General features: G+C 66.6%; 13 protein-coding genes. All 13 read right to left on the bottom strand.

Annotated elements, in window-relative coordinates:
• Nucleotides 1–19: 19 nt before the first annotated feature.
• Nucleotides 20–2,053: a protease Lon-related BREX system protein BrxL gene (brxL, locus tag QOL99_RS01670; protein ID WP_285520879.1), complete on the bottom strand. Its 2,034-nt coding sequence runs from the start codon at nt 2,051–2,053 to the stop codon at nt 20–22.
• Nucleotides 2,053–4,617, bottom strand: coding sequence for a BREX-1 system phosphatase PglZ type A (gene pglZ, locus QOL99_RS01665; protein WP_285520878.1), 2,565 nt, complete (start codon nt 4,615–4,617; stop codon nt 2,053–2,055). The genes brxL and pglZ overlap by 1 nt, the downstream gene beginning before the upstream one ends.
• Before the next feature lie 111 nt (nt 4,618–4,728).
• Complete coding sequence (locus tag QOL99_RS01660) at nt 4,729–6,534, bottom strand: hypothetical protein (RefSeq protein ID WP_285520877.1); 1,806 nt, start codon at nt 6,532–6,534, stop codon at nt 4,729–4,731.
• A gap of 167 nt (nt 6,535–6,701) precedes the next feature.
• Entirely contained in the window at nt 6,702–7,067 is a 366-nt protein-coding gene (locus tag QOL99_RS01655) for a hypothetical protein (RefSeq protein ID WP_285520876.1), read from the bottom strand.
• Nucleotides 7,064–10,630 carry a BREX-1 system adenine-specific DNA-methyltransferase PglX gene (gene pglX, locus QOL99_RS01650; RefSeq protein WP_285520875.1) on the bottom strand — a complete coding sequence of 1,189 codons (3,567 nt, stop codon included), beginning with the start codon at nt 10,628–10,630 and terminating at the stop codon, nt 7,064–7,066. The genes QOL99_RS01655 and pglX overlap by 4 nt, the downstream gene beginning before the upstream one ends.
• Nucleotides 10,627–14,235, bottom strand: a complete 3,609-nt coding sequence (brxC, locus tag QOL99_RS01645) for a BREX system P-loop protein BrxC (RefSeq protein ID WP_285520874.1) — start codon at nt 14,233–14,235, stop codon at nt 10,627–10,629. The genes pglX and brxC overlap by 4 nt, the downstream gene beginning before the upstream one ends.
• A complete protein-coding gene (locus tag QOL99_RS01640; protein ID WP_285520873.1) occupies nt 14,232–14,813 on the bottom strand; it encodes a DUF1788 domain-containing protein in 582 nt (193 codons plus the stop codon). Before QOL99_RS01640 ends, brxC begins: the two co-directional genes overlap by 4 nt.
• Nucleotides 14,810–15,415: a BrxA family protein gene (locus QOL99_RS01635; RefSeq protein WP_285520872.1), complete on the bottom strand. Its 606-nt coding sequence runs from the start codon at nt 15,413–15,415 to the stop codon at nt 14,810–14,812. The genes QOL99_RS01640 and QOL99_RS01635 overlap by 4 nt, the downstream gene beginning before the upstream one ends.
• 137 nt (nt 15,416–15,552) lie before the next feature.
• Entirely contained in the window at nt 15,553–16,494 is a 942-nt protein-coding gene (locus QOL99_RS01630; protein WP_285520871.1) for a helix-turn-helix transcriptional regulator, read from the bottom strand.
• A 3-nt stretch (nt 16,495–16,497) separates the two neighbouring features.
• On the bottom strand, nt 16,498–16,944 hold the full coding sequence (locus QOL99_RS01625) for a hypothetical protein (RefSeq protein ID WP_285520870.1): 447 nt from the start codon (nt 16,942–16,944) through the stop codon (nt 16,498–16,500).
• Nucleotides 16,941–20,222, bottom strand: coding sequence for a UvrD-helicase domain-containing protein (locus tag QOL99_RS01620; RefSeq protein ID WP_285520869.1), 3,282 nt, complete (start codon nt 20,220–20,222; stop codon nt 16,941–16,943). Before QOL99_RS01620 ends, QOL99_RS01625 begins: the two co-directional genes overlap by 4 nt.
• Nucleotides 20,219–22,906, bottom strand: coding sequence for a PD-(D/E)XK nuclease family protein (locus QOL99_RS01615; RefSeq protein ID WP_285520868.1), 2,688 nt, complete (start codon nt 22,904–22,906; stop codon nt 20,219–20,221). Before QOL99_RS01615 ends, QOL99_RS01620 begins: the two co-directional genes overlap by 4 nt.
• Before the next feature lie 55 nt (nt 22,907–22,961).
• A complete protein-coding gene (locus QOL99_RS01610; protein WP_285520867.1) occupies nt 22,962–23,225 on the bottom strand; it encodes a hypothetical protein in 264 nt (87 codons plus the stop codon).
• Nucleotides 23,226–23,423: the final 198 nt, after the last annotated feature.

The following is a 23,423-nucleotide window of genomic DNA, read 5'->3' as shown; positions in this document are numbered from 1 at the left end:
GCTCGCGGACCGCTTGGGTTCACTGCACGCCCAGCGCCTTGAACACCGCGTCGACCGGGTCGCTGTAAAAGGTCACCTGAAACTTGGAGAAGAGTTCCGGGGGCACCGTCGCCAGGTCGGCCGCGGAGCTCATGGGAAGCAGCACCCGCTTTCCCCCCGCGTCCAAGGCCAACTGAAGGCTCGCGGCGAGGTTCTCCACCGGGCTGATGGTGCCCCCCAGGGTCATCTGCCCCAGCAGGACGAGCTGCGGCTGGAGAGGCTTTCCCAGCGCGGCGGAGCACAATGAGATCAGGAGGGCCAGGCTGATGTGTTCCGGTGCCCCGTTGCCCTGCACGTCCACGAGGTGCAGCAGGTAGTCCGAGCCGTCGGGGTGGATACTGCCACTGACCCGGCTGGAATTCGCCTTGAAGTAGTTGAAGGCAATGTTCACGGCGTCGCGCACAGCAGAAGCACTCGCCGTGCCGGTCCGCACCAGGCGTCCGCCCCCCGGCGTGGTCTGAAGCTCGACCCGGTAGAGCCCCAGCATGCCCCCCTCGGCCGGGCTGACGGCGTGGGCATGTCCGGCGACCAGGGGGCCTTCCGGAATCAACGCCCCGCTCGACTGCTCGGGCAGGGTGACGAAGTGCTCTTCCAGGGTCTCGAGATCGAGGTAGCTGAAGTGCACGTCGTAAAACTCCATCCCACCGATCTTCTTGAGCTGCTCCTTGACCCGGCGCCGGACCCCCAGCGCGTAGACCAGGGCGTCGCGGACGTCCTCCTTGCCGTACAGACCGTCCGGATGCAGGAGCTTGAGCAGGCCCGAGGTGGTCTTGCGAACCGCCCGCACGTCGCGCTGGTTGAGGTTGTTGCCCAACCGGAAGTGCTGATCAATGGCGTCTGCAAAGGACACCTTGCGCAGCTCCCGCACCCACTCCGCGAGGTAGTCCACGATGAAACCGTACTGGGTGGTGAAGCTCTCGGGGCGGAACTTGGGGATTTCCCAGCCGGGGATATAGGCGTGAACGCGGTCGAAAAAGGCCGTGTCGATCATCGCCGGGGGAAACGGCGCGAGCAGATGGGAGGTCTTCACGAGGCTCTCGACGCTCTGGTTGATGTTCCCGACAAAGACCATGCTGGCGGTGGCCGAGATCTCGGCCTTGCCCCGCGCGAAGGACCCGGAGTTCATGTAGTCCTTCATGATCTGGACGCCGTCGTTGTCCTTGAAGTGAATGCCTGCCACCTCGTCGAAGGCGACGACATCCCACAGACCCACCAGCCCCACCTGCCGCCGGGCCATGTTGTAGAAGAGGTTGGCCACGGTCGTCTGCCCGCCGCTGATCAGGATGCTGTTGGGGCTGATTTCCTTGTAGACGTGGCTCTTGCCGGTGGAGCGCGGGCCAAGTTCGACCGCGTTGTAGTTGTTCTCGACGAGCGGCACCATCCGGGCGAGCAGGTGCCACTTGACGCTCTCAGCAAAGACGGTCGGTTCCATCCCCACCGAGCGCAGCAGGGCGTCGAGCCACTCGGCGCGCGTGAAGGCCGCACGTCCCGCGCGCAGCTCGTCCATGTCGGTGGCCGGCATCTGAATCGGCTTGAGGCTGCCCAGCAAAAAGGGCGTGGGCTTGTGGCTGGCATCGTACTCGAGGCCGAGAATGCACCAGATGCCGCCCGCGAGGAGTTTCTCGTTCTGCCGGATGATCCCGGCGTCGACCTCCACACCCGTGACACCCAGGTTCATCAGTTCGAGTTCGTAGCGGTCCGCTTTCTCGTTGAGCTTGGCCGTGACACGGTCGATCACGGTGTAGCGGCCCAGCTCCCGCACCCGGCTCTTGACCTTCTCGGCCTCGTCGGGCCGGACATAGTTCTCCGCGAGAATCTTCTTGACCCGCGAGACGCCCTCCTCGATGGTCGCCTCATCATCGGTCGCGCAGTACATGCCCAGCAGGTACTCCAGCACGTAGATGGGGACGTTCGCGCCCTCCTTGATCCGGGCGGTGAGGTCCTTGCGCACCACCTTGCCGGGGTAGGTGGCATTGAGTTTGGCGTTGAGATCCTGCGTCGTGAGGTCGTTCACTAGAACTCTCCGAAGTCGTTCTGAAAGGCGATGGAGATGGTCCACGGCTCGCGCACCAGCTCCAGGCCATCTTCCCCGTCCGTGACCAGCAGGAAGTAGGTGGCCGCCGCGTCGGGATTGGGCAGGGTCACCGAGAGCCGGGCGACCTGCTCGCGCTCGGACGGGTGGGGGCTGGGACTCTCGAAAGTCAGGCGCCGCACGTCGGTGACGTCCCGGCCCTGGTCGTCGACCAGCCGGACGGTGACGGTCCGGGAGCGCACCCGCTCGGCCACCGCGTCGGTCTGCACCAGGGGCACGCTGAAGAGGGTATTGGTGACCCGCTGGGAGCGGGCGACCACCGCCACGCCCACCTTGCGGCTGGCCTGGGGTTGTCCGGCCGAGGCACGCTTGTGCCGGTAGGTCAGGACGGGAACGACCATCTCCTGCAAGCTCGCGCCGCCGTGCACGTACTGCGCCCCGCCCCCGGCGATCCGGTAACGCAGGGTGCCGCGCGGGAACAGCGCCGTGACCGGAGCGGTCATGGGCTGGTAGGCCTCCAGCGACACCCGTAGCGTGCCGTCGGCGGGGGGCAGGTCCGGGCCTACCACGCTGCGGCGGTCCGCACTGATGCCAGCTCCCTTTGGCGGGAGCGCGAGCTTATCGGCCTCCGCAATCGCCTGACGCTGATACAGGAAGCCGTGGTCCGCCGTGACGATGACGGTGGAGGTGTTCAGGCTGTTGGCGAGCCGCTTGACCGCGCGTGTGAGTTCATCCAGGGCCACCTCGCAGGCCGCGAAGACGTCCCGCTCGCTGGCGGGCTTGTCTCCCACGGCGTCAATGGCGTCGTGGTAGAGGTAGATCAGGCGCTTGCCCTCGAACAGGGTGCGGCCTTCTTCCACGCTCAGGGACATCAGGTGGTCGAGCTTGAGCGCCGCGCTGGGATACCCCGTGCGGGCCAGGTGCGCGGCGCGGTCCTCGGCGCGGGTGGGCTGACCGTCGCGCAGAACCCGCTCGCCCGCGGCGTCCCAGGTCAGGGTCTGCCCGGGCAGCAGGGCCGCCATGCCCCAGCGGGTCTGGCTGGGCAGGGCCGCGAGCAGGCTGCCCAGTTCGGGTTCGCCGCGCAGGTCCGTGGTGATGCGCTCACGCAACTCGGTCGCGACCTCGTAGCGCAGCGCGTCACTGATGATCACCACCACCCGGTCGCGCTCGTTCTTCTGCAGCAGGGGCAGGACATGCCGCCCAAAGAACAGCCACTGACCGCGGGTTCCGCCCATGCGCCCCGGCAGGCCCACGTCGAAGGCGTCGGTCCAGGCGCTCCCGAGTCCTTCCAGGAACCAGTGGACGTAGACGTCCTCGACCGCCCCAGTCAGGTCACGCAGCAGGTCGCCCGACGCGGCGTCCAGGGCCGTGACGTAGTGGCGGTACAGCCGGTCGAAGACGTGCAAGCCGGACGTATAGCGCTCCAGCAGGGTGGCCGCATCGGTGGGGAAAGCCCCACTGAAGGCTCGGCGCTGCTCGAACAGGCCCGCAGCCGCGATCACGGCCCCGTATTCAGCGCTGTACCTCGTGGCGTGGGGCAGCGTCAGGCGGGTCCGGGCGACCGTCAGCACCGTCCCGAGGTTGGTGCCGGGGGACTGCAGGGCACGCACCAGCGCCCGCAACGCCACCCGGTCGAGCACGGGGAAGGTGTCCACCTGCACGTAGGCTTCCGGCTCCTGTCCCTCGGCCCAGGCCTCGATGCCGAGATCGGCCTCGACCTCCACGGTGAGGTCGATCAGACGCGGCGCGTCCCGGACGTCGCGCTGCCACGCCGACACCAGGGCGTAGGCGCGGGCCGTGTTTGGGAGGACCATGCTGGCCAGTGCGGGCGGGACCGTGCCCCCCAGTTGCTGCGTGAGGTGCGAGACGAGCAGGGCCAGAAACAGGCGACGCAGGGTGGGGGCCTCGGCACGGAAGAGTGTGACCTGCGCGGCCAGAGTCCAGAAGGCGTCGGTCAATCCCAGTTTTGCGAGTTCGGACCACGCGGGGTTGGTGTCCTCGTCCAGGCCGCCCAGCAGTACCCGGCGCAGGATCAGCGAGCCGTCTGCGACCTTCTCCCCTACCGCCGCCGCCAGCATCCCGGTCAGCAAGCTGCGCTCGTCCACGTCGGGGGGCAGCATCAGGCCCTGAAGGTCCGCGATGCGTTTCTTGCTCCCGAATAAACGGGGGTAAGCCCTCACCACGGCTTCCAGCGACCGGTCACGGTATCCCAGATCGGCGAAGACCATCGCAGCCCGGTCCGCGCGGAAGAGGACGCCCGTGCATTGCAGGTCGAGCAACCAGTTCTCGGCGGCAGGCGGTTCGGGAAATGGGGCGTACAGCAAGAAGGGCGTGTCCGGGTCCTGCACGATCAACCGGCGCTTGAGGGCAAAGGGGGTCTCACCCAGGGTGAGCACGTCCACGCCGTCCAAGTGAAGCGAGGAAATCTCCTCGCGGAACTCCCCTTCCGGGTCGTACCAGAAGACCAGGCGGCGGCCATGGTGCGCCCAGCGGCGGTCGTCTGCGAACAGCGTCTGCAGGGAGAGGCGAACGCGGTCAGGCTTCAAAGGGGCACTCCAGGCGCATGGGGACCAGGAGAATTCCAGAGCGCAGGGGCAGCGTTCCGCCTGGAGGTGAACCCCCGGTGTCCCGGAGCTTCGCGCCCCAGTTGTGTCCGGTCATCGTCGAGCAAGGTCCGCCACCGCATCCGCCAGCGTGGCCTGTCCATGCCGCCTGGCAAAATCACTCGCGGCCAACAGTTCCCCGGCCTCGGTGTCCAGCTTGTCCCAGTCACCACGCCCGAAGCCGTATTTAAGTCCGCATTCCACCGCCTTGAAGTAGGCCGGGACGGCCAGCGCAGTTTCGAACCGTTCTCGTGTTTGAGGTTGGTACGTGCCCATCACACGGAACGGACGAAGGACCAATGACCAGACGTCAAAATTGAACACGTGATCCAGCCATTCGGTGACGGCTTCGTCCAGCAGGCCGTGCGTGATCAGAGCAGTGATGATTCGCTCGTCGAACTGCGTCCCACTCGAGTTCAGGTCTCCTTGCGTCAACGCTTCAGTCAATGGGAAGGTGGTCACCACGGTGTGCGAGTCATTCTTTTCCAGGGCACGAACCATCATGCTGTCCCATTCATCGCTGTCGTACGATTGGGAGACGGTCCAGAGCAGATCCTCATCCTCGTCTTCCGTCTCGTGGCCTTTGTAGCTGTTGTTCAGGTAGACCTTGGCCTGTCCATCTGGAAGCACGTGAAAACCATAGGGTGTGGCCTGAAAATTCAAGGTGTACCCTCGAGTCGAAACACTGTCGATATCAGGGATTTCTCTGTACAGCATGAAAATGGGGTCGGCCAAGTCTTGCTGCCAGCTCATCGTTGCTCCGTAAGACGACAGGGTATCGATGTGGGTCAACGTGTGGTGGATAAAGGCACCCGTACTGACTCTTCTGACAGACTCATCCTGATCCTGCATCAGGACCCGTAGAACTTCCGGTTGACCAACGGACGCGTAGGCCAGAGCTGTTTTGATGTCGCTCTGTTCCGGCGTGTCGCCCTCACGCCGCGCAAGGGACAGCTTGACCTCCAGCGGGGCAGTTTTCATGCTTGCCACGTACATACGCACTGGCGGGAGGTCAGAGTCTGCCAGGACACGCAACTTGCCGCCTTCTGGTACAGGAGCGCCAAGGAGCTGTTCGAAAGGGAAGTCCGGACGGCTCAAGAGCCCGAAGAACTGCGAGTTTTCCCCGCTGAGCATTCCCAGCGGGGAGTCGGGGAGGCCGCTGTCCTCAGTCGAGGTCCTGTGATAAGCCTCCAGCATCTGCTGGGCACTGGGTCGGCTGTTCGGGTTGATGACCGCCGCGAGCTCCACTTCCTGATCCTCGTCCTCGAGGAGTTCCTGGAGGAGTTCGGCAGGGGTGGCTCTGGCTCTCGCTAGCAGTAGACGCAGACGGTTTTCACGAACCTGCCCAGTGGCGAAGAAGTCCTCCGGCAGCAGGTCCTTGAAAAGATCGATGCGGTGAACGTCGGGAATGCGGTAACTGGGGTACCTTCCCTGAACGGCGGCCCCTATGACCTCCAGGGCCTGATCCCGCGTGACCTTGAAATGCGCCCGCAGCTTTTCAGCCTCTTCCAGCGGAATGAAGGGAGTCCTGAAGTCAGGCTGCTTGATGACCTCGTCAAAGGACTTGAGGGGTTCATAGGTAAATTCGTGGTGGTCATACGCCCAGAGCCTGAGATCACCTGCACGCGGGGCGAGTTGTAGAAAGGCTGCCAGTACCTCCTCTGGAGTGTTTCTCACCCACATTGAGCGGAGACCGAGAGACCTTTTCTCCAGAGGCCGTGGTTGCCACCGAAGAAAAGAGCTGCGTTTAAGAATCCGGCTGCGTTCTTGAAAGTTGAAACCTACCTGTTGATCTCTCAGGACATCAAAATCAGGTCCGTCGGGAACATCGATCACGTCACTAAATTTCAAACTGGTCATAAGTGTCCTTCCTCGGCGTCAAGGGTTGAGCCGTTGCCCTGATTGATGCCATTGGTCGTTAACAAGAACATTGTCTCTGTCGGGCCGGATGGCCCCAGGTCTGCCTGGTGTGCGGCTGCATGAACTGGGTTGGGGAGTCTCTGAAGGCGTCCAGTCATCTCTCCGCCTCACCCTTCCCCGAGCGAGCGCACCTGCACCGCCTCCGGATTCAGATCCTCCTGCTCTATCCACGCCTGCGCCGCCTCCAGAGACGGGAAGGACAGGGCCGTGCCCGTTCCACCCGTGGAAAATATGCCCGGCCAGTTCAGCCAGACGCCGTAGGGGGGATCACCCAGCGGCGGTGCGTCCTCCTGAGCCTTTTCCACGGCGGGAGCGCGGGGAGGCTTCGGCTCTTCCTCGTAGATGTCCACCTCGCTCAGGTCGATCCCGTACTGCTGGCAGAACTCGTGCAGATTCGTGAGGCCCAGAAAACCGTACTGCCGGAGCTTCTTGCCCCGCCACCGTCCATTCAGCAGACCTGTGCTCTCGCTCATGCTCCGATCTCCTCCCCCCGCTCCTGCGCCAGCAGGTCGCGCTTCCACTGGCTCTTGCGTTCCAGGTCGGCCAGCTTCAGGTCGGTGCCCGTGTACACGAGGTCCTGCAGGCCCTTGAGGGGTTTCCCGGTCAGGTACTCCAGGCCCGCCGCGCTCATCAGCCAGTAGTTGTAGGCCACGCCGTCGTCGAGGTCGAGGGGGATCTTCAGGTCGGCGGCGTGGCGCAGGGACTCGTCGTACTTGTGGACTTCCGCGATCTGCTCGCTGATCTCCTTCAGGCGCTTCTCGGCGGCCTTCTTCGCGGCTGTGCTGCCCGCCGCGTCGCGCTCACTCCCCACCCGTTCCAGGTCGGCGTCCAGCTTGCGTTGCAGGGGCATCAGGTAGTCGGTTCGCAGCCGCGCCAGCGTGTCCGGGCCGTAGCGGTGCAGGTACACCAGCGCCCCGAAGCCGCGTTTCTTGCCCGACGTGAACAGCCAGTAGATGGGCCGTTTCTTGTAGGTCTGGATGTGGTCGGACATGAACTCGGTGGCGAAGTAGCGGCGGATGCGGGCCTCTGCCGTCTCCCCGGCCCTCTGGCCGCCCAGGGACGCCGCCACCCACTCCATGTTCTCGGCCACCCGCTCGGGCGCAAAGGCCACCCGCAGGAACTCGGCAAAGCGGGCCGTCACGTCGTCCTCGAAGTGGCCGCCCAGGGGCACGGGCAGGATGCCGTCGCGGTCGGCGGGGAAGCGGGTGTGGCGTGACGGGTCGAAGGGTTGCCCCGCGTGGATCAGGCCCGGCTCGTCCAGCGAGTAGCGGCCCATCATGCAGCCCACCGCGTAGGACAGCAGGCTTCTCACGTCGCGGCCCAGGTCGGCGCGGCGAATGGTGATCTGGTCGTCGGGCACCTCGGGCGTCAGCTCGTCCCCCAGCCCGTAGGCGTCGATCCAGTAGCGGTTGTTCTCCTCTTCCAGCCGTTGCAGTTCGCGGAAGGCCGCCTCGCTCTGGGCCTCCCAGTGGGAGAACGCCTCGGGTAAGGATGCGGTGGAGTGGCGCAGGAGTGGGTGGGTTTGGAAATCCCAAGAGGTTTCAAAGTTGTCCCAGTCGGTTTTGGAGATTTGGATAAGCCTGTCTATGTCCTGTAAGCTTCTTTCGGCATCCAGGTCTGCGGGAATTTTTCCCATATCACCGGTTTGGAAATTTAAAGTTGGGCTAATAAATTCCAGAGCCGTCTCGGAAAACCTAGAATTTAAAAGACTTAGCAATGCCTTCATTGTATTTTCATTTTTAGTCATTGCCACAGGAGAGGCGCTGTCGAATAATACACCTTTGTTGTAGTATCTAAAGCTAGGTCTGGAAGATGATATTCTGCTCCAGCTTATGGTTGGATTTTCCAAGGCAAAATGTAAGCGTCCTCCTCTCGGTATCATTTCACTCCTGACTAACCATTCAAGATTGCCATACCATCTTCTGTAATCTCCCCCTTTATTATATCTATTCCATAAAATGCTATCCTTCTTCACTTCATGCCAAAGTCTAAGGTATTTATCATTATTGCTTGTTTGCATTCCTACGCTAAGTTCAGCATGATCACTAACCCTTGACAGTCTAAATAGATTTATAATCCCTTTATTTGCCCAATAAGCAATAGGATATCCAGGGATAAGCTTGAAGTTCTGTATTTGTGGTCTATACCTCCAAGGGCATTTAGGATTTTGTATAGCCTCTAGTGCTTTTGGCTCCTGTTGATTTGGTCCCTTAAACGAGGATAGGCGCACAAATTCTCCTGTGCTCTCGCGGATATGCAGCTTTCGGATCGTAAAAGTACATACTGGCACGGTGGCACCTTCGAAGCCTGAATATTCTAACTGGATCAAAGATGTTAAGGTATGGGCACTAATTAGTTTTAGGCGTAGGTTTTCGTAGCTAGAAATAAACATCCACACGAAGGGCGTCATAAAGCCCGTGTGACCGGTTATTTTAGTCATCTCAAGGGCACGGTAAATAAACACCGCAAAGATGTCCTGTTTTACTTCTATATAAACATTTTCAATAAAGCTCTTGGGCGTATTAGACAAGGCAGTATTGGCAACGTACGGCGGGTTCGCCACCACCGCGTCGTACTTCCAGCCCAGCAACTCGGCCTGCCTCAGCAGGTGGCGCAGGTCGTCCAGCGCCCCGGCGTCCAGCCCACCGCGTTCCTCCAGCCAGTGCAGTTGCGCCCGGAGCCGCCCGGCGTCGAACTCGGGCGGGGTAATCAGGCTGCCCAGGTGGTCGGCATCGGCAAAAGCGTCCACCAGCGGCTGCCAGTCGTTGGGGTTAAAGGCGCCTTGCTCGGTCAGGCCGCCGCTCAGGGCGCTGTAGTTGCCCAGCATGTCCCGGCTGCCCGCGTTCGGCAGCCGCAGCCCCCGCGTGGCCTTGACTTGCAGGATGTTCAGGGTAGGCATGTCCCGGCGGAACAGGCGGCTGTTCAGCTCGCGGGCCTTCATCACCACCGCGAAGCTCGCCAGTTGCGCGGCCCGCTCGTCAATGTCCAGGCCGTGCAGGTTGTGTTCCAGAATCAGCGCGGGAATCTCGCGGTCGCTGTGGCCCTGCTCGCGGTAGATGTGCGCCAGCAGGTCGAAGGCGTACACCAGGATGTGCCCGCTGCCGCACGCCGGGTCCATCACGCTGAGGCTCTCGGGCGTCAGGTCAGGGTTGGGCGGCGGGGCCGGGTTCTCGCTCTCCAGGTAGTACGGCATGTGCTCGCGCAGGGTGCTGTCAGGGTGTGCCTCCAGCCACACGCGGCCCAGGCTGTTCTCGACCATGTAGCGCACGATCCAGTGGGGCGTAAACAGCTGCGTGGCGGCGGGGATGTCGCGGGGCGTGTACTTCCCTTTCTGCGCGAACACCTCGTCCTTACGCTCGGAAATGTAGAACTGGTACAGCCAGCCCACGATCTCGATGTCGCCCCAGTCCTCTTCGGGGATATCGGCCACCATGCGCCGCACGATGGAATCCTGATTCAGCAGCGTGTCGGGCAGGAACAGGTCCAGCCACGCCCGGTCGCGCCCAAACAGGAAGGGCAGCGTGTGGGCGAAAGTGCCCGCATAGGCCACGAGCAGGCGGCGGTAGACCTCGCGGGGTTCGTACAGGCGCTGCCACTCGGCCACCACGTCGGGCGTGACGTGCTCGCCCAGGTCTCCCCCATCGGCCAGGGTCACGGCGTCGCGCAGCAGGTTGGGGTCGGTCTGCCCCGGCGTATCGCTGGACAGGGCACGCTCGGCGTACCCGTGAACCTCCATGTACCGCAGCGCAGCGAGACGGTTGAACCACGTGTACGCGATCTCGTCCACCAGCCCCAGGAACCGGTCCTTCGGCGTGCCGGAGAGGTCCTGATAGTGCCGGATCAGGGCGTCGTACTGGCCGATGTCTGTGGCGCTCAGCGTCAGCGTCTGCCCGCCGATGATCAGGCCACCTTGAATCCGGGCCGGGGTCTCGATGCCCTTGTCGGTCACGCCGAACAGGGCGAGGCGGGCGCGGACGAGGTCGTGCAGGTGGCGGCGGCCCCACTGGGCGAAGTTCTTGACGGAAGTCCTGTTCATTCGATTCGAATCCTTTCGCCGTTCTGGAGCGCCTGTTCAAGCTGGGTTCTCAGGACCTCCAGGAAGGCGTCGATGTCCTGGGTGGATTCCAGGTAGGGCGCGGCGGTGATGCTGCGGACCTTCAGGGTGCGGATGGGCTTGAGGGTCGGCTGTGCCGTCTCGCCCCCACCGGGTTGATCTCCAGCCGGTTGCGGCGTCACCTGCCGGGCACGCTCGTTGATGGCCCGCAGAATGTCCTGTTCGGTCCGCGTGGCCGCGTTCTGCACCGCGATCTGGGTCGATTCGACGGCGTCGATGGTCCGGGCGGCCTCCAGGCGACCGCGCACCTCCAGAATCGGCCCGGTGAGCTTGCGGGTGGCCTCAGGGCCCAGTTCCCCGGCGATGGCCTGCAGCCGGGCCACCTCGTCTTCCAGCACGGCCTGCACCCTGATCTTGGACTCGGCCAGCAACTCTTCGACGTGGGCCTTGACGGGTTTCAGCAGGCCAGAGAGTTGCGGAATGACCTTCACGGGGTCAGGCAGGGCGAGCATGTCGCGGGCCTTCCCGATCCGGTCTTGCAGCTCGGGCACGGTCACGCGGGGCAGGTCGGATTCCAGATCGGCCAGGTCGCGCCGGACCTCATCAAAAATCTTGACCTGCGCTCCGCCGTAGAAGCTCTGGAGCTTCGCCCGGAGGTCGGTCCAGTCCTCCAGCGCTTCCTCCCACGTCCCGATCTCCGCGAACAGGGCCGCCGTGCCGGAGGTCGCCAGAAGGGCGTCCACGGCGGCAAGCGGGGCGGTCAGCGCGGGGCCAAAGGGGTACCCCTGCCCGGCCCGGTCCTGGTAGCGCAGGAGGGCCTCGCGGTCCTGTGCCAGTTGCTCCCGGTAGGCGGCCGCGAGCTTGGGCGCGTCGGCCGTGCTGGGCCGGTCCACCTGGGTCAGGTAGTCCCGCGCGAGCCTGCGGGCGATGCCCAGGGCCTTCGGGTCGATGGCGTCACTCAGGCGCACCACCGTGTCTTCCTGTCCGGCCTTTTTCAGCAACCGCCCGGCCAGACCCGGCTCGCCGGGATCAACGAGCTTCTGGGCGCGGTGCAGGTCCACCTGGCCACGGGCGACCAGCGTGGCGAGGATGCCCAGCACCTCGGCGTCCGTCCAGCCGTAGGGGCGGCGGGTGAACTGGTCGAGGAGGGTCCGCACGGTCACGCGGACGTTTCGCAGGCCCTGTTCGCTCAACCACCGCTCCATCTCGCCCAGCGCGAGGTGATTGGGATCCTGCCCGTCGAGGTTCTGGCTGTCGTCCGGCGTGATGAAAGCACGGGCCACGTCGCCTTCGGTCAGGTGCGGCTTTTGCAGGAAGGAACGCTTGGGGTAGCCGTTGTTCACCAGGGCGCGCAGCGCTCCTTGCAAGACCTCGGCTGCACTCCCACCGGGGCTCTCCAGGCGGCTGCCCAGCACATACACACGCGCCCCCGCGATGGCCTGACGCAGGTTGGTCTCGATGCGGGCCTTGCGGGCGTTGTTCTCTTCCGCACGGGCGCTGACGATCTGCCGCATCGAGGGCGTGCTGTCTTGCCCGGACTTGCGGGCCACGTACCGGTCAGTCCGGACCATCTCGGTGAGTTCCTCGAACAGCAGGCGGTCGTCGGGGAGAATCACCAGCGCCTCGATGCTCCCTCCGGGCAGTACCGTGCCGGACTGCACGGCCGCCACATGCTCCTCGGCCAGGGCCTCGAAGCGCTCGGCAAAGGGCGTGACGATCTGCACGCCGATGTCATGCGCCGCGGCTCCGAAGGGCCGGTCGTCGAGCTTGCGGTTGAACGGGTACTGGTGGTAGGTGTCGTACTTCAGGGACGTGGCCGTGAACACCGACTGCCACACCCGCTTTTGCAGCTCGGCGTTCAGTTCCCCCTCGGCCACGTCGATGCTCTTGATCTCGCGGCCCACGTCCTGCTCCTCGTTGGTCAGGAAGGTCCACAGGTCGCCGCTGCGGGCAATCAGGGTCTGTTTTTCCAGCCGGGCCAGGGACGCCTGAATGCGGCCCCGCAGGGCCAGGCGGTCCTCGTCGACCTGGCGCAGGCTCAGCGTGGTCAGGTTGTCGAGGTTGGTCTTGATCTCCTTGACATGCTTGAGCATGAACAGCGTCTTGAGCACCTCGGTGTCCTGAGCTTCCAGCGCCGGGTTGTCCTTGGCCTGGTCGATCACCCGCCGCACGTTGGAGTCGAGAAACCCTTCGACCGCGCTGTAAAACGCCCAGAAGGGCACCAGCGATCCCAGGGGCTGCCCGCCGTAGGTCTGCGCCGCGTCCTGAAAGGCGTTGAGCATGCTGCGCTCGCCCTCCGAGAGATGCTTGCCAGAATGCCCGGTCTGGCGGATGGCCGTGAAGGCTTCTTGCAGCAGTTTGAACTGGTAGGGAATAAAGGGGTAGTTCGCCACGAAGCTCTCGGCGTCCTTGTACCCCAGCAGGGTCGCGTCGTTGTTGAAGGTGATCAGGTTCTTCAGAGCGGCCTGGGACGTGTCGTAGAGGGCTTCCAGGGCACGCGCACCATCAGCCGTCTTCTTGAGCAACCTCAGGCGAATCACCTCATCGGTGTTCGCGCTCGAGAGGCTGATGCGGGTGGTGAAGCGGCCCTGGATCTTGGAGAAGTCGTTGCTCTTCCCCTTGCCCTGGAGGACGCGGTCGATGTCTTCTTGCGAGGTCACCAGGATCCACGCGCGGCCCGGCGCCCGGGTTCCCAGTTCCTCGGCCACCGACTGCAGGTTGAGCATCAGGCTGCTGTTGTCGCCCACGTACTGTCCCACCTCGTCGACCAGGAACAGCACCCGGTGCCCCTTGCCGCGGCGGTCAAGATAATCGCGGACCTCGCGGGCGAACTCCTCGGCGCTGGGGTCACGCTGTACGCTCAGGCTCTCCAGCCAGCGCTGGCCCTCGTCCGGGGTCATCCCGGCCGCCTGGGTCAGGGCCTGAATGATGTCTGGCTGGTGAAAGGCCCAGCCGTCACGGACCTCGGTCCACGGCGCCCCGGCAGCCCCCTCGAAAGCCACCTTGAACTCGCCGTACTTGCCGCGCTTGTCGAGCATCCGTTCCAGAGCGGCCATCTCCGGGCTGCTGGCGAGGTAGCCCAGGTGCTCGTCAAAGGCCTTTTGCATGACCCGGGCGACCGCTTCCTTGTTCGCCTTGCTGCTCGCATCCGCCTTGGCGTCGATGTTGAAGAGGATCACGTCGGTGTGCTCGGCAGCGCGGGCGGCCTTGTCGACCCAGGCACGCAGCACCGCGTCAGGCAGCTTGGATTCGTCAAAGAAGCTCAGGGCACGGCGACCCATCACCTCCCGGTTGGCGAGCAGGTACGACAGGATCTTCAGGAAGTGGGATTTGCCGCTACCGAAAAACCCGCTGATCCACACGCCGACCCGGTCGGTGGGTTTTTCCAGCGAATCCGCGTAATGCTCGAAAAAGCGCCGGAACTGCCCGTCGAGTTCGCGGGTGACGACATACTCGTCGAGTTCCTGCTCGACGTTGCGGTCGTCCTGCTGCCCGGCCTTGATGACGCCGTTGATGCCGCGCCCAATAGGCCGGTCGAAGAGGTCCGCGATGCGGAGATGGGCCGTGCCGGGGGTCGGGCTGCTCATGCGCTGGCTCCTTGCTTGGCCTCCGGCAGCAGCCGGAAGGCACGGTAGTAGTTGTCGTCCTTGAACAGCCCGAACAGCCGAAGCTGCTGGCCGTCGTAGGTGCCGGGGAAGAACATCACGACCGGCACCTGGTCGAGCCGCTCGTGCAGGTTGTTGAGGATGCTGTGGGACCGCAACAGTGGGTAGGCCGCCCCCACCTGGGTGAGCAGCACCAGCCCCGCCCCCTGGGCCTCCTGCGCCACGGCGTCGGCGACCTTCTCCGGGGTGAGCAACGGCTTCAGGGCGCTGTGGAGGGCCGCCGGGCCGCGCGCCTCTTCCAGGGCCAGGGCCTTATCCAGGTATCCGCGCGCCTCCAGGAGCCCCAGCACCGTGCGGTAGAGGTTCACGACAGCCACCTGCACGCCCTCGGATTCCACAGTCCTCACCACCTGGGGCAAGGCCCGCGCCACATCGGGGTCACGCTCCGGTGGGTAATCGAAGATGTAAAACCCGATCTCGTTGCCCAGCCCGCGGCCCCGCAGCAACTTGGGGTCGAGCAGCGCGGCACTCAGGGCATTCAGACGGGCTTCCAGGCTCATTTCAGGTTCTCCAGCAGCGCAGAGAGTTGGGGGTCAAGGTCACGCACGGCGGCCCTGACCTGGGGGGAGAGGTACTGCGGCAGGATCTCAAACTCACCTTGACCGCGCTCTTTCAGAAGGCCCGCGTCGACCAAGAAGCGCGTCAGGTTCCCCCGCGTCTTTTGCACAGTCGCGGGTGACCACGCGGCCACTTCCGGTCGCTGCTCCGCCTGGTGGGTCAGGAAGGCGCGGGCATCCGCATCGGTCACCCTGGGGTCCAGACGCCGCCACTGGTGAAGCAGCACCTGTTCGACAAAATCACGCAGCAACGGTTTTTGCCGCGTGATCAGCCCGAGCATGAGCAGACGCCTCGTCTCGAGGGTGCCAGCAGCCAGTTCTGGCAGCACCTCGCCGGGAATATCCTGGAAGCGGCCTCTTAAGGTGGTCAGCACCGTGAGTTGACTGCTGGCCTTGCCCGGCCCGAACAGCCGGCCTTCCTGGGCGGCGAGGCGCAGGTCGGACCAACCTGTGCCCTCTATCAGTGCCTGGGCCACGAGGGAGCTTTCCGCAAGCAGGAACTGGGCATTGGTCAGGGCGGTGTACGGGGGAGGAGTCATGCGCATGCGTCCGCAGAATAGGGAGCCAGACCCTGAAGGGGCTGAATCACCGTTCCATGCAGTCATCACTGGCCTATGCATCCTGCAAGACGCCATACGCTCAGCGTGCGCCAGGTTCACGTCAATCGCTGACACGGTCAGCCTTAGCCATACACCGCCGCTCCCGCCCCGTGTGCCCGCGCCACCGCCCCCCGCAACTCCGGCGGCTCCAGCACCTCCACCTCGCCGCCCCAGCCCAGCACCCAGGGAATCAGTTCCTTCCAGCCGCCCACTGTCAGGACCACGCGGGTGTGACCGCTGGCCAGCACCCGGACCTCCGCGTTCTCCCCGAGGTGGGTCTCCCCTATCCGCTCGCGCACCTGCGGGGAGAAGAAGAGTTCGACCCGCACCGGCTCTCCGGTCATGATCCCCCAGGCATTCGACAGAAACTTCAGCGGATGGAAGTCCTCCGGAATCTCGCATTCATCCGCCAGCAGGGTGGCGTCCCGCATCCGGGAGAGCCGGTACACGAAGGGCCGCCCGCCTTCCCTGAGGCGGTTGACCCCGATCGCGTAGGCCTGACGGTTCTGCGGACTGAGCTCGATGAAGTAGATCGCGAGCTCGACCGGGGTCACCCGCTGTGGCGAGTGATACGCGAAGCGCAGCACCCGGCCCTCCAGCCAGGCCTGCGCGACGAGCTCGAAGGTGCGGGAGGCCCCGCCGTTGGGCTTGCCGCGGTATGCCTCACTGGCGAGGGTGGCCACCCGGCGGGCGCGTTCGGGGAGCTGCCGCGAGAGTTTCTCCATCGCCCTGAGGTAGTGCTCGTTGTACTCGGCGGCGTGGTGGTAGAGCATCCGCGTCGCCGAATAGACCGCCAGGGCCTCCACCGGGTTGAGGCTGGTCACGCGGACCGGACGGCGGTAGCGGCCCGCGGGCGACACCTCCAGCAATCCCCGGTCGATCAGCGTTCGCAGGTCGCGCTGCACGCTGCGCAGCTGGTTCTCCGGCAGGCCCAGTCGGCGCACCAGGTCACGGGCGCTGCACTCGCCCTCGCCCAGGCAATCGAGCAGGTCGAGGATGCGCTCGGTCTTGGTGGTCGCGGTCATGGGTCAGTTCTCCAGCTGGGCGTGCATGTGCTCGCGGAACTTCAGGAAGAGGTACTTCAGCCCGTCGAGGCTGCTGAGCAGGACGGCGCGGAAGCTGTCCTCGTCCGGCAGGTAGGCGTTCACGCTGGCCGACACGTTGCCCTCCAGCACGGTCACGCGCCCGATGCGGACGTGACGGTGGGCGAACATCGCCGCTTCCAGGGCGCGGGTCCGCTCGGCGGCGTCCTCCAAAGGCCAGAAATACGGCAGCACCAGGGTCAACACGGTGGGCTCGTTGCTGGCCGTCAGCACCATGTACGTCATCCCCTCGTACTTGAAAAAGACGTCGCTGTCCTCGTCGAGGTGGGGCCGGAAGCCCTCTTCGGTCAGGAAGTCCAGCACCGCCGCGGCGTAGGGCGTCGGGACGACTTCGGGCTGGGCGCTGGGCTCATTGCTGTTCAGGTCGGTCATGGTGTCTCCTTGAAGGCGGCGTCGCACACGCCCCGGAAGGCGCAGAAGCCGCAGGCGGACGCGGAGGGGGTCGGGGCGAAGTCCAGAGCCGTGAGCCGCCGGGCGGTATCTCGGACGACGGCGAGGCCGCGCTCCAGGTCATCCGCCGTGAAGGTGTGCAGGGTCCCGTGGCGCAGGTAGGCCAGGGCCGCCTCCCGCGCCCCCAGATGGTGCGCGTAGAGGGCCAGCTGCGGCAGGTGATGTTCGGGCAGCATCCGGCGGTCGGTCTTGTAGTCCAGCACCAGGGCGCCCTCTGGGTCGAAGGCGTCGACGATCCCCTCGAACGTCAGGCCACCGAGCGGCACCTGGATGGCCTTCTCGCGTTCGAAAGGACGGCCGCGCAGACTAGAGAACGCCTCGCCTGCCATGGCCTCCGCCAGGGTCACAACCGTCTGGAAGTCAGCCGGGGCGAAATAGGGAAAGCGCTCTCGCATCACTTGACGGTCCCAGCCGTGTTCCAGGGCCCGGTGCACCGCGTCGCCGATCTGGCGTCCGGCCAGGCGGCCTTCCGGGTTGCTGCGCTCGGCGGCTTCCCGCTCGCTCCACAGAGCCACCAACGGTTCACGCCCCTCAAGGTGGCGGTAGGCGAACAGGCGCGGGCAATGCAGGTAGGTGCCCAGGCTGGTCACAGGGAGGGTGCCCGGCAGGATCACGCCCGGCCCCGTCGCGACGTCCAGCCTCAGGGGGCCGGACACCGCCAGCAAAGGCAGCGGACGCGGAGCACGGACGTCCGAAGCTTCCGCGTAGCTCAGGGCCACGCCCTGCGCCGGAAGGTGGGCCACGAAGGCCTCAAGGCGCCGCCGGGCTGCTGCGCCGAGGTTCCCGGGGGCCAGCAGGATCAGCAGGTCGGCGGCGCGGGTGAACGCGACGTAGGCCACCCGCTCGTTCTCGCTGAGTTCACGTTCTTCGGCGAGCGCTTCCAGCGCCTCCCAGTCCGGGAGGTCCTCCTCCACACCGGGCAACTTCAGGGCCACACCCGCCGCCGCGTCGAAGCGCACCCGGGGCGGCGGGCCGCCTCCCTGGTTGAGCACGTCGGCCACGATCACCACCGGAAATTCCAGGCCCTTGGACCCGTGAATGGTCATGAGCTGGACCGCGTCGGGCGAGGGACTCACGGCCTCGGCCTCCTGCGCGCCGAGGCGCTCCAGCTCCGCGAGGTGCCCGGCGACCCGCACCACGTCCCGCACGCCCGATTGCGCCCAGGACCGCAGCAGGGCGTGGAAACGCCGCAGGTTCGCCGTGCGCCGCGCCCCGTCCGGCATCGCCGCGTGCACCAGCGCCGCGCCGGTGACCCGGTCAGCCTCCATCAGGAGTTGCGAGGCGCTGAGGGTCACGCTCGCCTCGCGCCAGCCCTGGATCCAGGTCACGGCCTGCCCAGCGTCCGGGTCTGGCGATCTCCTCGCGGCGTCCCAGAGGCTCTCGCCGGGTTCGCGCAGCCGGGCGAGGTCGAGCAGTGCCTGGTCGGTCAGGCACACGTGGGGCCCGCGCAGGAAGGCCGCCAGCGGAATGTCCGCCGTGGGGTCGGCCACCACCCGCAGCAGCCCGGCGGCGTCCTGCACCTCGGGGCGGTCATACAGGCCGCGCCCACCGTGGACCACGTAGGGAATCCCCGCGGCCGCCAGGGCCTGCTCGTAGGTCCCCAGGTGGGTGCGCGCCCGGAACAGCACAGCCACGTCGCCAAGCTTCAGGGGGCGCGTTCCCCCCAGGGCGCGGTCGTACACGGGCGTTCCCGCGTACAGCAGGTCCTGAATCCGCGCGGCGAGGAGCCGGGCTTCCGCCGCCCGCGCCGTTCCGATGTCCTCCGCCTGGATGTCGTACACCTCCACGCAGGGCAGGTCTTGCCCCAGGGGGGAGGGGGTCCGGTGCGCGGACAGCGGCTCGAACCGCGCGGCGGTGGGCCGCGCCCCGTCCGGTCCGGCCATCAGCGAGGAGAAGAAGGCGTTGAGGGTCTCCACCAGCGCCGCGTGCGTGCGGAAGGACGTCCCCATCGGAATGACCTCGCCCGCGCGGGCCTGCACTTCATCCTGCGCCGCGCGGAACACCTGCACGTCTGCCCGGCGAAAGGCGTAGATGGACTGCTTCTCGTCGCCCACCACCGTGAGGTTCACGCCCTCCCCCGCCAGGGCCGAGAGGATGCGCCACTGCACCGGATTGGTGTCCTGCGCCTCGTCGATCAGGAGGTGCGTCCAGCGCCGGGCGTAGTAGGCCCGCACGTGCGAGTGCCCGAGGGCCGCGTCCGCGAAGGTTTCCAGGTCCGCGAAGGTGGCGACCTCGGCCTCCGCCTTGAGGGCCGCGAAGCGCTGGGACACGTGGTTAAAAATCCGCTCCAGCGCGAGAACCGCCCGGTCGTGTGCGGCGGTGGCCTCGCCGGGGATGCCCGCGAGGTCGTCCCGCGTCGCCAGTCCCTTGATCACGCCGAGCGCCGCGTTCACCTCCTTCTTCGCGCCTGCCGTCCAGCCCTTTCCGATGCGTCCGGAGTGCTCCCGCAGCACCGCCCGCACGGCGAGCAGGTCCTGCCCCAGGAGAGGCGCGTCACGGCCCAGCGTCACGGTCTGGGTCCGCATCTCCTCCAGCACGTCTCCGTGAGGCCCAGAGACCCCTTCCAGGGCCATCACCGCCATCTGCCACTGCGGCAACGCGGCCTCCCAGGCCCGCCGCGCCCGCTCCAGGGGGTCCAGCCTCCGGGCCGCCGCCGCCACCCGCAGCGCCTCCCGCGCAGAGGACGGGTCATCGAGAAGTGCCTCCAACACCGTGCGGCGGACCTTCCCCGGGACGGCCAGCAGCGTTTCCCGTTCATCCTCCTGCAACTCGGCGAGCACCGGGCTCAGGTGCTCATCGAGCCAGGCCCGGGCCTCGAGTTCGTCAAGGACGGTAAAGCCCAGCCCCGCCCCGCTTTCCACCGGATGCTCGCGCGCGACGCGCCCACACAGGCTGTGGATGGTGCCCACCGGCATCAGGGCGAGTTCGGTGACCAGGTCCGGCCACGGCCCACCTTCGGCCTCGGCGCGGCGCTCGACCACCGCCGTCACGCGCTCGCGCAGCTCGGCGGCGGCGGCCTCCGTGAAGGTGACCGCCACGATCTGCGCGGGCCGCACGCCGCGGGCGAGGAAGTGCAGGATGCGCTCGGCGAGCACGCGCGTCTTGCCACTGCCCGCCCCCGCCGAGATCGCGACGCTGCCCCCGCTGAAAATGGCCCGGGCCTGGGCGTCCGTGAACGTGTTCGCCTGGAGGGTGGTCACGCGCTCACCTCCACGGCCCCGCCTGCGACACGGCACACCGCCCGCACGCCGCAGTAGGTGCACGCCTCCCGCCGGGTGTCCGGACTGGGGGCGACGTTCCCGGCTGCCAACGCGTCTCCCAGTTCCCCCAGGAACGCCTGCACCTGGGCCTGATGCTCATTCCAGTCGTATTTGCTCCGGCCGCCCTCCGCCGCGCGGCCCGCCTGCTTGAGCACCTTGCCCCCCTCCACGCTGAGGTACCGCCCGCTCACCGCGCCCGTGGCGTGCAGGTACAGCGGGAGCTGCACTTCCAGGTTCATCACGCCGCCCTGCACCACCTGGCTGATGTACGACCCCGTCTTGTAGTCCGTGACGGTCAGCCCGTCCGGGGTCTCGTCCACCCGGTCCACGATGCCGCGGAACTGAAAGACGTGGGAGCCGACCTCCAGCGTGAATTCCCGCAGTTCTTCTCGGAAAAGGGGCTGCCAGCCCGGGGGCAGAAAAGCGTCACTCCGAAGGGCTTTCAACGCGGTGCGGCGCACCTCCTCGAACTGGGTGGGCCAGAGGGGACCGGGGCGCAGGGTGCCAAGGCGGCGCAGCTCGCGCTCCGAGCGGTGCAGGGCCGCCTCGGCACGCTCCGCGAGCACCTCGGGGGCGTCTCCCGGTTGCCAGCCCTGCAGGGCCCCCTCCAGCGCCGCGTGCAGCAGGGTGCCGGTGACGCGGCGGTCCTCATCGGCCTCCGGGTCCACACCCTCCTCCAGGCCCAGCAGCTTCTGCGTGAACCAGCGGAATCGGCAGGCCCCGACCGCGTGCAGTTGCGAGGGACTCCAGCGCCGCGCGTTCACGTCGATGCCTTCAGTGAGTTGGCCCTGATAGGCCCCGACGAGGCCACCTGCCCGCGCCAGCTCGGTGGCCTGTCGCTCACGGACGGCCCGGCTCAACTCTCCCCCCAGGGCCGCCGCGAGGGCACGTTCCGCCTCGGAGCCATAGGGCAGGGGCAGGGCGGCGGGCTCCGGGGCGACGCCCAGCCGCAGCCAGTACGGACTCGCGCGCAACTCCCGCCCGCCCGCGTCCCGCCGGGGACGGCTCAGGACGATGTCGAGGCCGGCCCCGGCCACCGATCCCAGGAACTGCGCCTCCTGCACGGTGGCGAGGCTGGTCACGTCGGGCACCTGGACGCCCGCGTCCCGCCACGCGGCCCTCACCGCGCTGTCGAGCAGGGGGTCGTCACCGGGGCGCACCGGGAACAGGCCGTCCGAGAGGCCCAGCACCCAGACGTGGTCAAAGCGCCGCCCCAGCGCCGCGAGGGGGGTGGCCACCCGCACGCCGCTGCGCCCCAGCAGGGTGGGAACCGTGGCCGTTCGCAGCACGTGCGTCACCAGCCCAAGCAGTTCCTCACGCGAGCAGCCCTCGTCACGGCGGGCCTCGGCCGCCAGGCGGTCCACCAGGATGCGCAGTGCCACGTTGAGTGCCGGGTCCTGCTTGCACCGGTCACCGACCCCGAACTCGGTGATCAGCCGCTGCAAGACCCCTATGCCCGCCCGCCAGCTGGTCTCTGGGGGCAGAGCCAGCCAGCCGAGGTCGCCCCAGGCCTCCAGACCGGGGGGACAGGCGGGCCGCAGGCGTCTGGCCTGCCGCAGGGCGTCGAAGGGGAGCCGTAGCAGCGGCAGGGTCAGCAGTCGCTGCACGGCCCCATAGATCCAGCTCCGCGTGTGGGCGTCGACCCACGCCTGCACCGCCCCGCCTAGGGGCGTCTCCAGCAACGGCACCTGCAACCCACTGACCAGCGGCAGCGCGTACTCCCGCGCGACGTCCGCCAGGGTGGGCAGGTACGTCGCTTCGTGCCGGACCACGATCGCCACCTGCTCGGGTCGGCTGCCCTGGGCCAGCCAGGCCCGGACCTGCCCCAGGCAGGCGCGGACCTCCGCCTCGATCTCCGCGAACTCGGCCTTGGTCACACCACCGGGGACAGGCGCACGGGTCAAGTAGGCCTGCACCAGACGGTCCCCGTTGCGGCTCGGGAGGCCAGTGATGGCCTGGGGCTGGAAGCCCGCCCCCTGCAGGGCCTGGAAGGTCTCCTCGGTGCGGCGCAGGGCAGGCACACCGCGCTCCAGGGGCAGGGTCACCAGCGAACCGCCCGCCAGGGCGCGGCCCAGGAACGCGACCTGGGACGCATCGAAGTACACGAAGCCGTGGACGGCCGCCGCGCGTGGGCGCAGCGACGGCAGGCGGCTCGCGAAGAATTCCGTGCCCGGCAGGTCGAAGCGCCGCTCGGCCTGCGCCCGCCGGACGTAGGCGGCGTACACGGTGGCCACGTCCCGCTGCCGCGCGTCTGCCGCCACCGCCTGCACCGCCGCCGGGTCGAGGTGGTCGCGCAGCAACTCTCCGACGAGCTTGCTCAGGCGCGTGAGGGTCCCAGGCCGGTCCATCAGAGGCCCCAGGTAGTCGAGGGAAAGACCCGACAGGGCATTCCGGAAAAACGCCTCCCGTTCACCGGGGCGCAGGGGCCTCCACCCGGCTTCCTGCAGGGCCTCGCGTGCCCACTGCGTCAGGGTGATGGCCCGGCCCGCGCCCCGCAGGCTCCCGCGAACGTCCCGGCCCGCCTGCACGTTGGGCACGACGGGCAGCAGCCCAGGGTGAAACCGTTCCCCCAGGCCCGTCAGCAGCACGCTGGACGCCGGATGATGCAGGAGCAGGCGGGTCACGCCCCTACCCTAGAGGCTGCACTCTGACCGCGCCCGCACATTTGCGGCCCCGCACTCAGCTCGCCAGGCACCACAGGTCCTCCACGGGAGGCACGTCGCGGTAGTGCAGGCGGTAGACCGTCACCAGCACGCCGTCTTCCACGACGAAGCGCATGTCGCCCAGGGCGTAGAGCCTCGCCTGGCCGGGTCTCACGCCGTGAAACCGGGCCCGGCGCAGCAATCGGCGCAGGCGCTGCTGAGTGGCGGACCAGCTCAGATTTCCCGCAAAGCGTTCCCGGTAGCGCTGGGCGGCATGGGCACTGATGACCAGCTCGTGCATGGGTGACCTCCTGATTCCAGGGTGACCCGGCGAGGAGTCACCACCTGACAGACCGGACCGGAGGCCACCGCGTCAACGGGTGACGCGGTGGCCCCTCTTCAGCCCCTGGGGTCCCAGTCCTTGCTGCGGCTGCGGTTGTAGTTCTGGCTCGATGCCCGCTTCCGGGCGAGGTTGGCATTCTGCGCGGCATTCCGCTCC

It is taken from the genome of Deinococcus rhizophilus (assembly GCF_030271215.1).
Classification (GTDB): domain Bacteria; phylum Deinococcota; class Deinococci; order Deinococcales; family Deinococcaceae; genus Deinococcus; species Deinococcus rhizophilus.
Note: the sequence above shows the minus strand (reverse complement) of the source record. Positions and strands in the feature narration are given on the sequence as shown.

Coding starts and splice junctions, on each gene's coding strand:
- QOL99_RS01660 (WP_285520877.1), bottom strand. CDS start 6,534: ATGACCAGTTTGAAATTTAGTGACGTGATCGATGTTCCCGACGGACCT.
- QOL99_RS01655 (WP_285520876.1), bottom strand. CDS start 7,067: ATGAGCGAGAGCACAGGTCTGCTGAATGGACGGTGGCGGGGCAAGAAG.
- pglX (WP_285520875.1), bottom strand. CDS start 10,630: ATGAACAGGACTTCCGTCAAGAACTTCGCCCAGTGGGGCCGCCGCCAC.
- brxC (WP_285520874.1), bottom strand. CDS start 14,235: ATGAGCAGCCCGACCCCCGGCACGGCCCATCTCCGCATCGCGGACCTC.
- QOL99_RS01640 (WP_285520873.1), bottom strand. CDS start 14,813: ATGAGCCTGGAAGCCCGTCTGAATGCCCTGAGTGCCGCGCTGCTCGAC.
- QOL99_RS01635 (WP_285520872.1), bottom strand. CDS start 15,415: ATGCGCATGACTCCTCCCCCGTACACCGCCCTGACCAATGCCCAGTTC.
- QOL99_RS01630 (WP_285520871.1), bottom strand. CDS start 16,494: ATGACCGCGACCACCAAGACCGAGCGCATCCTCGACCTGCTCGATTGC.
- QOL99_RS01625 (WP_285520870.1), bottom strand. CDS start 16,944: ATGACCGACCTGAACAGCAATGAGCCCAGCGCCCAGCCCGAAGTCGTC.
- QOL99_RS01610 (WP_285520867.1), bottom strand. CDS start 23,225: ATGCACGAGCTGGTCATCAGTGCCCATGCCGCCCAGCGCTACCGGGAA.